Genomic DNA, 10049 nt, shown 5'->3' on the forward strand with positions numbered 1-10049 from the left:
TCGCGATCGGCTACGTGCACAACCTGTCCAAGCGCACGGCGCTGTATGCGACGGTGGCGCGGGTGAACAACCGCAATGACGTGAACTACACGGGCAGCCTGGTATCGGCGAGCACGACCGGCTACGGCAGCACGGGCACGGGCTACAGCGGCCTGCCGCGTTCGTCCACAGGCTACGACTTCGGCATCCGACACGCGTTCTGAGCGTGTAAGGAATCGAGGGGGCAGCGCGGCCGCCACGAAGGTGCCGTGCTGCCCGTTCCCGCCGCGCGCAACGGCTTGCGCGGTCTGCGGAACGCGCTGCACTCGGGAGGGAAGCTCAGGGCAGCGAGGAGAAGGTGCCGAATTTCAAGGCAGTCAAATGAACAAACAGATAGTCGCGTTCGCGTGCCGGTTGCGCGCGGCCGTGTTCCTGCTCGCTGCCTTCGGGCCGCTCGCGGCGGCGCAGGCGCAGAACAGGATCGAGTCGGTCACGGGGTCCTTGCAGGCAGGCAGTGAAGTGCTGCGCGTCGACTTCTCCGAGCCGCTGGCCTCCGTGCCCGACGGCTTCGCCATCCAGTCACCTGCGCGCATCGCGCTCGACTTCATGCGCATGGGCAGCAGCCTGGGCCGTGAGGCCATCGAGATGAACCAGGGCAACCTGCGTTCCGTGAATGTGGTGCAGGCGGGGGAGCGCACGCGTCTCGTACTCAACCTGAAACAGGCGACCACCTACAAGACCGAGGTGCGCGGCAAGTCGCTGCTGGTGTCGCTGCAGGCCGCGGCAGGGCCCGCGCTGGTGACTGCCACCTCCATCGAATTCGCGGAGAACCGCAATCGCGACGTGCTGCCGCTGCGCGACGTCGACTTCCGCCTGGGTACCGAGGGCGCGGGCCGCGTGATCGTGAGCCTGCCCAACGACCAGGTCGGCGTCGACATCCGCCAGCAGGGCAGAAACCTCGTCGTCGAATTCACGAAGTCGCAGCTGCCCGAGGGCCTGAATCGCAAGCTCGACGTGGCCGACTTCGGCACGCCGGTGCAGACGGTGAGCTTGCAGCAGGCCGGTGATCGCGTGCGCATGCTGATCGAGCCGCGCGGTGACTGGGAGCACAGCGCCTACCAGAGCAACAGCCAGTTCGTGGTGGAAGTCCGCCCGCGCAAGATCGACCCTGCCAAGCTGACGCAGGGGGTCGGCTACAACGGCGAGAAACTGTCGCTGAACTTCCAGAACATCGAGATCCGCGCATTGCTGCAGGTGATCGCCGACTTCACCAACTTCAACATCGTCACCTCCGATTCGGTCAACGGCACGCTGACGCTGCGGTTGAAGGACGTGCCGTGGGACCAGGCGCTGGACATCATCCTGGAGGCGAAGAACCTCGGCATGCGCAAGAACGGCAGCGTGCTGCGCATCGCGCCGGAGGACGAGCTCAACGTCAAGGACAAGATCAGGGCCGAGGCCCAGGCCACCCTGCAAGGACTGGAGCAGCTGCGCACGCAGTCATTCCAGCTCAACTATGCGAAGGCGGCCACCGTGGCGCAGGGGCTCATGGGCAGTGGCAGCGGGGCCGGGGGCGGCTCCGGCGGCACGACGCGCGTCCTGAGCACGCGCGGCAGCGTGCTGGCCGAGGTGCGTACCAACCAGCTCTTCGTGACCGACATCCCCTCGCGCCTGGCTCAGGTGGCCGAGCTCATCCAGAAGCTGGACGTGCCGATCCGGCAGGTGCTGATCGAGGCGCGCTTCGTCGAGGCGACCGACACCTTCAGCAAGTCGCTGGGCGCCAAGCTGGGCGGCGGCTTCGTCAATTCGAACTCGTCGGTGGGCGTGACGCCTTCGGTGAGCTCCAGCACCACCGGCGGCGTGACCACCACCACGAGCACCAACACCTATTCGAGCACCAGCTTCGTCAACCTGCCCGCGACCAGCAGTACCGGCGACGCGGTCGGAACGTTCGCGCTGTCGCTCTTCAACTCCAGCCTCACGAAGATGCTCAACCTCGAGATCTCGGCGCTGGAGGCCGACGGCAAGGGCAAGGTGGTGTCGAGCCCTCGCGTGGTGACGGCCGACCAGACCAAGGCGCTGATCGAACAGGGCACGGAGCTGCCCTACCAGGTGGCCACATCGAGCGGCGCAACCTCCATCGCGTTCCGCAAGGCGAACCTGAAGCTGGAGGTGACGCCGCAGATCACGCCCGAGGGCAACATCATCCTGGCGCTGGAAGTGAACAAGGACACCGTGGGCCAGTCGACCACCGCGGGCTATGCCATCAACACCAAGCACATCCAGACCGAGGTGCTGGTGGAGAACGGCGGCACCGTCGTCATCGGCGGCGTCTTCGAGCTCACAGATACCAACTCGGAATCGCGCGTGCCGGTGCTCGGCGAACTGCCCATGGTCGGCCCGCTGTTCCGAACCCGCAGCCGGGTCAACAACAAGACCGAGATGCTGATCTTCATCAGCCCGAAGATGATCTCGGATCGCAACGCGGCGCGATGAGTGATGGATGGCCTCAGGCGGCCTTCGTGCGCAGCCGCCCGGAGCCGGCGCGGCCGCGCCGGCAACTGCTCTCGCGCAGGCTCGGCCTTGCGGAGCCGGTTGCGGTGATCGGCATGAGGGTGGACTGGCTGTAGCTGCCCGCCGCGGTCGATTCGCCGTGGGCGCAGGTGTCTCTGCCCGCCACGAAGATGCCGAGGACCAGGGCACCAAATGCCAGCAAGCCGGCGAAGCGCGGAGCCCAGGACGGCTTGCGGTAGCGCGCCATGGCCACGGAAGAAAGCAGCATGCCGCTGCCCCATCGGGCCCGCCCGAGGGGTTCCGGGAAGCCGCCTCGTGTGTGTGCCGGTGCCGCCAGGCCGTCGTGATGCAGGCCCTGCAGTGCGCCACGTGATGCGTGCGATGCGCGCCATGTGCCTTCTGGGCTTCGATACCGGTGACTGTTCATGCCGGTATCGTGGACTTCAAAGCGGGAGAAAAATGGGATGGCTGCGCTCGCTCGCAGTCGACTTCCGCGCCGGGGCCTTCCCGGGATGAGGTGGTTGTCCGTTCCTCGGGTCGCGGCTACAGCTCAGTCCGGAGCCGGGGCCTCCCACGCAAAGCCAACGCCGTACACCGACCGTATCCAGTCGTGCTGCGGAGTCACCGCGCCGAGCTTGCGGCGCAGATTCTTCACATGGCTGTCGATGGCGCGCTCGGTCACGTCCACCGTGTCGTCGTAGGCCAGTTCGAGCAGGCGGGCGCGCGAGAAGATGCGGCCCGGGTGCCGCGACAGCACCTGCAGAAGCCCGAACTCGCGCCGCGTGAGGTTCAGCGGCGTGCCTTCCAGCGAAGCGCGCCAGTGCACGTCGTCCAGCAGCAGTCCCGTCGCGTGACCCGGCGGCGAGGAGCCCTGTGCGGCGTTCGGCGCGGTGCGCCGCAGCACGGCGCGCACGCGCGCGACCAGCTCGCGCGGCGAGAAGGGCTTGCACACGTAGTCGTCGGCGCCGAGCTCCAGGCCCAGCAGGCGGTCGACTTCCTCGATGCGCGCCGTCAGCATGATGATCGGGTGCGGCGTGTGCTCGCGCGCGCGGCGCAGCACCTCGATGCCGTCGAGGCGCGGCAGCATGATGTCCAGCAGCGTGAGGTCGGGCGGCGAGGCGACGATGCTGTCGAGCGCGCTCTGCCCGTCCGCGAAGTGCTCGGTCTCGTAGCCCGCGTGGCGCAGGTAGTCCTGCACCACCGAGGCGATGTCGGTTTCGTCTTCGACGATGACGATGCGTGTCATGACGTTGCTGCCAGTGGAAGGGTGAGGGTCAGGCGCAGACCTCCCAGCGGCGAGGCCGACGCGTCGATGGTGCCGCCGTGCGCTTCGATGGTCGCGCGGCAGATGGAGAGGCCCAGCCCGGAGCCGCCGTGTTCGCGGCTGCGCGAACTCTCGCCGCGGAAGAGGCGGTCGAACAGGCGCGGCAGTTCGGCCTCGGGAACGCCGGGCGCGCTGTCGTCGAACACCAGCGTGAGCCGGTTGCCCGTCCATGCGCCTTCGACGGCGACGTCGATGCGCAGTTCGCCGCCCTCGTCGGTGTAGGCCAGCGCGTTCTCCAGCAGGTTCATGAAGACCTGGTGCAGCCGGTGTGCGTCGCCCTCGACCACAGGCTGTGCGGAGGCGTCGATGCGGTCGACCGCACGGCGGTCCACGGTGATGCGGCGCGCGGCGAAGCGATCGCGCGTGTGGTCGAGCGCCTCCTTGAGCAGCGAGATCGGGAAGACCGTGGCCGTGAGCAGGTCGCTCTGCGGTTCGCGCATGCTGCTGCGCAGGTCGTCGACGAGCTGGCCCAGGCGGATCACCTGGCGGTGCAGCCGCAGCGCGGTGCGTTCGTCGAAGGTGCGCACGCCGTCCTGCAGCGCCTCGATCTCGGCGCGCATCGCGGCCAGCGGCGTGCGCAGCTCGTGGGCGGCGTCGGCCAGCCAGGCGCGGCGCGAGGCCTCCATCGTGTCCAGCCGTTGCGCCATGTCGTTGAAGGTTCGGCCCAGCAGCGCCAGTTCGTCCGAGCCCTGGACCGCCACCCGGGTGGAAAGCCGGCCGCGTGCCACGTCCTGCGCGGCCTGCGTGAGCTCGTCGATGGGCCGGAACCAGCGGCGCGCGAGCAGCCACGACAGCACCAGCGCGAAGCCGAGGCCGCACAGGCCGGTGAGCACGATCACGCCCGACTGCCGCGCGACGAAGGCCCGGTCGGCTTCGCTCTCCAGGCCCTGCAACGGCATCAGCGCGAGGTAGCCGATGACGCTGCGGTCGCGCCGGATCGGCACGCGCGCCGCGTTGGCGAAGTCACCTTCGGCGCCGACCACGCGCGCACCGCGCGCGTCGAGCACGGCCAGCCGCTGGAAGATGGAGTCCGGCATCTCGCGCGGATCGCGGAAGAACCAGGGCGGGGGCATGGTCGGGAACCGGCGGGGCACCAGCTCGAGATGCTGCGATCCGAAGCCGGGCTCGGGCGGCGGCGGAGGAGGCGGGCTGCCATCGCCCGCCGGGAAGCCGTGGGTCTTGCCGTCCGGCGCAGGGTTGCCCTGCATCGCGCGGTCCTCGTACCACGGCGGCAGCCGCCGTTCGTCCGAACTGCCGCCGGTGCCGTTGTCGAGCGCGGCGGCCAGCCGTCCCATCTGCAGGCGGCGCCACACCTCGTCGTTGTTTTGAAGGCTCTTCCAGTCGCCGTGGGCCGCGTAGTACTTCAGGAGCGTCTGGGAAAGCCAGTCCATGCGCCGGATCTCGATCTCGGCCACGTAGGAGCCCAGCCCGCGCTGCAGCGCGATGATCGACAGCCCCGCGAAGCTGATCAGCAGGACGATCAGCAAGGCGGCCAGCGCCAGGAAGATCTTTCTGGAAAGGGTCAGGTGCGGCATGGGCTCGAAGGGGCAATGCCCCATTCTGCGGCATGCACGGCGGGCGGGCTGACAGTCAGACAGGCAGGCAAAGACGGGAGGCGGACCGGGTGGGAGGGCACCCGATCATTGCGGCCGAATGTGGAGGAATATGGGAGAACCGCTTTTCCTGCGTTCTCCATGATTTCTCCCCGTTGCGCCCCCACGATGCCGGCCATGACCCCTCCCACGGCTCACACGGACCTGCCGCTGCTGCTGGCGATCACGGTGTTCTTCTGGCTGCTCGCGCAGGCCTGGGCACTGATCGTCTTCTGGGCGGAGAGCCGGGCCACACGACCCTCGTCGCCCGATGCGGCGGAAGAAAGAAGGAACCCATGACCTCCACCCCCCATCCGCGCGCACCCATCGGACGCCGCGGCCTGCTGGCCGCCTTCGGCGCGGCGGGCCTGTCGGCAGCCGCGAATGCTGCACCTGCCGCAGCGCACCGGCTTGCGCTGACGGCGCAGACCACGGAAGGCCCGTACTACCTCGATCTCGCGCTGGAGCGTTCGGACATTGCCGAGGGATTGGAGGGCGTGCCGCTGGAGGTGCGCTTCAACGTGTGCGACGCGACTGGCCGGCCGCTTCCGAAACTGCGCGTGGACCTGTGGCATTGCGACGCGCAGGGCCGTTACTCGGGCTTCGGCGAGCAGGGCGATGACCGCTCGCTCACCTTCGAAGGCAAGACCTTCCTGCGCGGCAGCCAGTTCACCGACCGGGACGGCGGCGCAGCCTTCGCCACCATCTATCCGGGCTGGTACGCAGGGCGGACGACGCACATCCATTTCAAGGTGATCCATGGCGTCCGCGCCGTTCTCACCTCGCAGTTCTTCCTGCCCGATGCGCTGAGCGAGTTCCTCTACACGCAGGTCTCCTCCTACCGGCGTGCGCGGCTTCGCGACACGCTCAACAGCGTCGATGGCATCGCGCTGAAGGCCGGTGCCACGGTGCTCGGCTCGGTGCGCGAGGAACGGCAGCGCTACGTCGCGACGCTCGCGCTGGTGGTCGATCCGGCGGCGAACCCGGCGGTCGACCGGCCGCCCCGCCCCGGCAGCCCGCCGCCTGGAAAGATGCCCTCCGAAGGGCTGGGCCTTTCGCACCCGCGCTCGCCGGAGGGCGCAGCGCGCGTCCGCGCGATCGTGCCGCCTCGCGCGGAGGGCTGAGCAGCCGGCGACTGGCTCGCCCAGCCTGGGCGCCGCACGAAGAAGCCGCTCGCACTCAGAACGAGGTTCCGATCTGGAACTGGAAGCGCTGTGTGCGGTCGGCCGAGATGTTGTTCGCGGTGTCGGCCTTCTGGTAGACCAGCGGAACCGCGTAGGCCAGCCGCAGCGGGCCCAGCGGCGATATCCAGCTGATGCCGATGCCGGTGGAGGCGCGGATGCGGTTCTGCGCCTTCCATTGCGCGTCCGTCATGCTCGCGGTGCGGTCGGCGAACACGTTGCCCGCGTCGAGGAAGGTGTACAGGCGCAGCGTCTTGTCGTTGCCCGCGCCCGGGAAGGGCGTGCTGAACTCCATGTTGAAGATCGCCTTGCGCGTGCCGCCGAGCGCGCCGCCCGTGACCGAGTCGGCCGGGCCCAGCGAGTTCTGCTCGAAGCCGCGGATCGAGCCCAGGCCGCCGGCGTAGAAGTTCTTGAAGATGGGGTAGGTGCTGTCGCCCAGCGCGCGCGCGTAGCCGAGCTGTCCGTTGATGGCCAGCGTGTATTGCTTCGACAGCGGGAAATACTGCTGGTACTGGTAGTTGGTCTTCAGGTAGCGCAGCTCGCTGCCAACGCCCATCTCGAGGTTGGCGCTCTGCAGACGGCCGCGCGTGGGCACGAGCGCACTGTCGCGGTCGTCGCGCGACCAGCCCAGCGTGGCGGGAATGGCGATCATGCTCGATTTGGCGCAGCTCACGCTCGGCGCGGTGCCCGTGCATTTGAAGTAGTCGAGGTACGCCTGCGGCGTGGCGGTGTACACGTACGAGCCATCGACCAGCGTATAGGTGCCGTTGGTGCCCGGCGTGAAAGACCAGCGCTCCAGGCCGATGCCCAGGAACACGGTGTCCTGCTCGCCCACCGGGAAGCCGAAACGGACGGAGCCGCCGTCGCTGGCGAGCTTGTAGTTGCCGTCGGCCTCGTAGTAGGGCCGCGTGGTGGTGTGGAACACGTTCAGCGTGCGCGAGATGCCGTCCTTGGTGAAGTACGGGTCGGTGGCCGTGAGCGAGATGGTGCGGTTGTACGAGCTGGTGTTCACGTTCAGGCCCAGGTAGTTGCCGCTGCCGAACACGTTCTCCTGCGTGATGCCGAAGGTCAGCGATACCTTGTCGGTCGACGAGTAGCCCGCGCCCAGCTGCAGCGAGCCGGTGGGCTTCTCGGCAACCGTCACAGCCAGGTCGACCTGGTCGGGCGAGCCGGGCACGTCGACGGTATCGACGTTCACGTCGGTGAAGAAGCCCAGGCGGTCGATGCGGTCGCGCGAGGCGCGGATCTTGTTGCCGTCGTACCAGGCGCCCTCGTACTGGCGGAACTCGCGGCGGATCACCTCGTCGCGCGTCCTGGCGTTGCCGCCGATGTTGATGCGCCGCACATAGGCGCGCCGCGAGGCCTCCGCCTTGAGCACCAGCGTCACGCGGTTGTTCTGCCGGTCGATCTCCGGCTCGGCGTTCACGCGAGCGAAGGCGTAGCCGAAGGTGCCGAAGTAATCGGTGAAGGCCTTGGTGGTGGCGGCCACGTCCTCGCCGTTGTAGGGCTTGCCGGGGCGGATGGTCACGAGCGTCTTGAACTCGTCCTCGCGGCCCAGGTAGTCGCCCGCGAGCTTCACGCCGGCCACCGCGAACTTCTCGCCCTCGGTGATGTTGATCGTGAGGGTCAGCGTCTGCCGGTCGGGAGAGATGGCGACCTGCGTCGAGTCGATGCGGAACTCCAGGTAGCCGCGCGTGATGTAGTAGGAGCGCAGCGTCTCCAGGTCGCCGTTGAACTTGCTGCGCGAGTACTGATTGGACTTGGTGTACCAGTCGAGCCAGCCGCCCGTGTCCTGGTCGAACAGATCCAGCAGCGTGCTCTCGCTGAAGGCCTTGTTGCCGACCACGCGCACTTCCTTGATGCGTGCGGGTTCGCCTTCGGTCACGGTGAAGGTGATGTTCACGCGGTTCCTCTCCAGCGGCGTGACGGTGGTGACCACCTGCGCGTTGTAGAGGCTGCGGCCGATGTACTGCCGCTTGAGCTCCTGCTCGGCGCGGTCGGTCAGCGCCTTGTCGTAGGCCTGCCCCTCGGACAGCCCCACCTCGCGCAGCGCCTTCTGCAGCGCCGTCTTGTCGAACTCCTTGGTGCCCGCGAACTCCACGTCGGCGATGGAAGGGCGCTCCTCCAGCACGACCACCAGCACGTTGCCGTTCACGTCGATGCGCACGTCCTTGAAGAGGCCCAGCTTGAACAGCTCGCGGATGGCAGCGCTGCCGCGCTCGTCGCTGTAGGTGTCGCCGGCTCGCAGGCCCATGGTGGCGAAGACGGTGCCGGGCTCGACGCGCTGCAGGCCTTCGAGCCTGATGTCGCGCACGGTGAAGGGCTCGACCGCCCAGGCGGAAGAAGCGGCGGTGAAGGCAAGCAGCGCGGCGGCGGCTGCCAATGGCTTGGGAAACTGCATCGCTGCATGGTTTCCGCCAAAGTCGGAGAAATTTGGGACCTTGACCGGGCTGCCCCGGCGCGACCGGGGTCTTTGCCTGCGGCCTACTGCAACCCCATCGCGTTCGAAGCCGCCCATGCCGATGCCCTGGCGGCTGCGGCAGGCTGGGTACTTCCTTCGCGGCAGTTGCGAAGGTGATCCTCCAGCGTCAGCCCGCCCTGGATCTCGAGCAGTCGCTGGACGGTCCGATCGATTCCCTGCTCGTCCAGCAGCGGGTAGTTGCGCGCGAGGCGGCCGTTGTTGCGAACCAGGCGTGCGATGTAGGGCAGGTCATGCTGCGTGATGACGGCCGCCGGCATCACGCCTTCGAGTTCGATGCCTTCGCAAGGCAGCAGCACGAAGTACTGCAGCCGCAGCTCGTCGGACAGCAGGCTTCTGAGCTGCGTGGTCTTGCGTCCACCCTGCCATGCGGGGTCTTTCACCTCGCGCGCGTTCTTGTCGCCGTGCAGGCGCAGAAACCAGCGCGGCGGCGACTGCTGCGCCTTCTTGCGGTAGACGAAGGCATTGCGCCATGCCTTGATCTCGAAGAGATACACGCCGGTCTCGCACACCAGCACTGCGTCGATGCGTGCGGTGGGCACGGTGTGGCTCTCGGGCATCGGGATGATGAGGTTGCGAAGGATGCGCAGGTACGAGAAGGCGGGACTGAATGCGCTGGCGAGCTGCTGCACGCCCAGCGAGGTGGCGGTGTTGCCTTGCAAGGCCAATGTCATGGGTGACTCCTTTCGGCAGGAGCATCGCGCCGCTTCTGGGAGACTTCTTGCACGAGGCGTTTCCGTCGGTGGACCTTCGAGGTTTGCGTGCAAACAACAACTGCCGTCCGGCGAGGGCCAACCACAAGATTCCTCCGAATTTGAACGGGACCATGCGTGCCTGCTGCTCGATGTGGAGCCGCTGCAACCGGAGAACCCTGAATGAAGAAAACCCTCACGGCACTCGCTGCCCTGGCCGTCTGCGGCCTGGCCTCTGCCCAATCGTCGGTCACGCTGTTCGGCGTCGTGGACGCCGGCCTGACCTAC

At 67.8% G+C, this 10049-nt stretch carries 9 protein-coding genes and 1 pseudogene; 5 read left to right on the forward strand and 5 right to left on the reverse strand.

Translation table 11 applies throughout. The features are described from left to right. Positions 1-203, forward strand: a pseudogene (locus G369_RS36915) (porin); the annotation flags it as partial. A 157-nt stretch (positions 204-360) separates the two neighbouring features. Then, on the forward strand, positions 361-2475 hold the full coding sequence (locus tag G369_RS0134990; protein WP_026346884.1) for a type IV pilus secretin PilQ: 2115 nt from the start codon (positions 361-363) through the stop codon (positions 2473-2475). A 13-nt stretch (positions 2476-2488) separates the two neighbouring features. On the opposite strand, the gene G369_RS0134995 is transcribed toward G369_RS0134990, so the two are convergent. The 3 genes from G369_RS0134995 to G369_RS0135005 all read right to left on the reverse strand — a co-directional run bounded on the left by G369_RS0134995 (position 2489) and on the right by G369_RS0135005 (position 5352). Continuing rightward, positions 2489-2761 carry a hypothetical protein gene (locus tag G369_RS0134995; RefSeq protein WP_020723477.1) on the reverse strand — a complete coding sequence of 91 codons (273 nt, stop codon included), beginning with the start codon at positions 2759-2761 and terminating at the stop codon, positions 2489-2491. A 282-nt stretch (positions 2762-3043) separates the two neighbouring features. Next, complete coding sequence (locus G369_RS0135000; RefSeq protein WP_019658728.1) at positions 3044-3739, reverse strand: response regulator; 696 nt, start codon at positions 3737-3739, stop codon at positions 3044-3046. Next, a complete protein-coding gene (locus tag G369_RS0135005; protein ID WP_019658729.1) occupies positions 3736-5352 on the reverse strand; it encodes an ATP-binding protein in 1617 nt (538 codons plus the stop codon). The genes G369_RS0135000 and G369_RS0135005 overlap by 4 nt, the downstream gene beginning before the upstream one ends. Positions 5353-5547: 195 nt before the next feature. Here G369_RS0135005 and G369_RS38980 point away from each other — a divergent pair, with 195 nt between their 5' ends. After that, a complete protein-coding gene (locus tag G369_RS38980) occupies positions 5548-5709 on the forward strand; it encodes a hypothetical protein (RefSeq protein WP_157773887.1) in 162 nt (53 codons plus the stop codon). After that, positions 5706-6533: an intradiol ring-cleavage dioxygenase gene (locus G369_RS0135015; protein ID WP_019658731.1), complete on the forward strand. Its 828-nt coding sequence runs from the start codon at positions 5706-5708 to the stop codon at positions 6531-6533. Before G369_RS38980 ends, G369_RS0135015 begins: the two co-directional genes overlap by 4 nt. Positions 6534-6588: 55 nt before the next feature. Here the strand turns inward: G369_RS0135015 and bamA are convergent, their stop codons facing one another. Then, entirely contained in the window at positions 6589-8991 is a 2403-nt protein-coding gene (gene bamA, locus G369_RS0135020; RefSeq protein ID WP_019658732.1) for an outer membrane protein assembly factor BamA, read from the reverse strand. 83 nt (positions 8992-9074) lie between these two features. Continuing rightward, complete coding sequence (locus tag G369_RS0135025) at positions 9075-9743, reverse strand: nuclease-related domain-containing protein (protein WP_019658733.1); 669 nt, start codon at positions 9741-9743, stop codon at positions 9075-9077. A gap of 201 nt (positions 9744-9944) precedes the next feature. Between G369_RS0135025 and G369_RS39675 the strand changes: the two genes are divergently transcribed. Then, positions 9945-10049, forward strand: a 105-nt coding sequence (locus G369_RS39675) for a porin (protein WP_244164430.1), incomplete at its 3' end; no start/stop codon positions are given.

Source organism: Variovorax atrisoli 110B, from assembly GCF_000382045.1.
GTDB classification, from domain to species: Bacteria; Pseudomonadota; Gammaproteobacteria; order Burkholderiales; family Burkholderiaceae_C; genus Variovorax; species Variovorax atrisoli.

Coding starts and splice junctions, on each gene's coding strand:
- G369_RS0134995 (WP_020723477.1), bottom strand. CDS start 2,761: ATGCTGCTTTCTTCCGTGGCCATGGCGCGCTACCGCAAGCCGTCCTGG.
- G369_RS0135025 (WP_019658733.1), bottom strand. CDS start 9,743: ATGACATTGGCCTTGCAAGGCAACACCGCCACCTCGCTGGGCGTGCAG.
- G369_RS38980 (WP_157773887.1), top strand. CDS start 5,548: ATGACCCCTCCCACGGCTCACACGGACCTGCCGCTGCTGCTGGCGATC.
- G369_RS0135005 (WP_019658729.1), bottom strand. CDS start 5,352: ATGCCGCACCTGACCCTTTCCAGAAAGATCTTCCTGGCGCTGGCCGCC.
- bamA (WP_019658732.1), bottom strand. CDS start 8,991: ATGCAGTTTCCCAAGCCATTGGCAGCCGCCGCCGCGCTGCTTGCCTTC.
- G369_RS0134990 (WP_026346884.1), top strand. CDS start 361: ATGAACAAACAGATAGTCGCGTTCGCGTGCCGGTTGCGCGCGGCCGTG.
- G369_RS0135000 (WP_019658728.1), bottom strand. CDS start 3,739: ATGACACGCATCGTCATCGTCGAAGACGAAACCGACATCGCCTCGGTG.
- G369_RS0135015 (WP_019658731.1), top strand. CDS start 5,706: ATGACCTCCACCCCCCATCCGCGCGCACCCATCGGACGCCGCGGCCTG.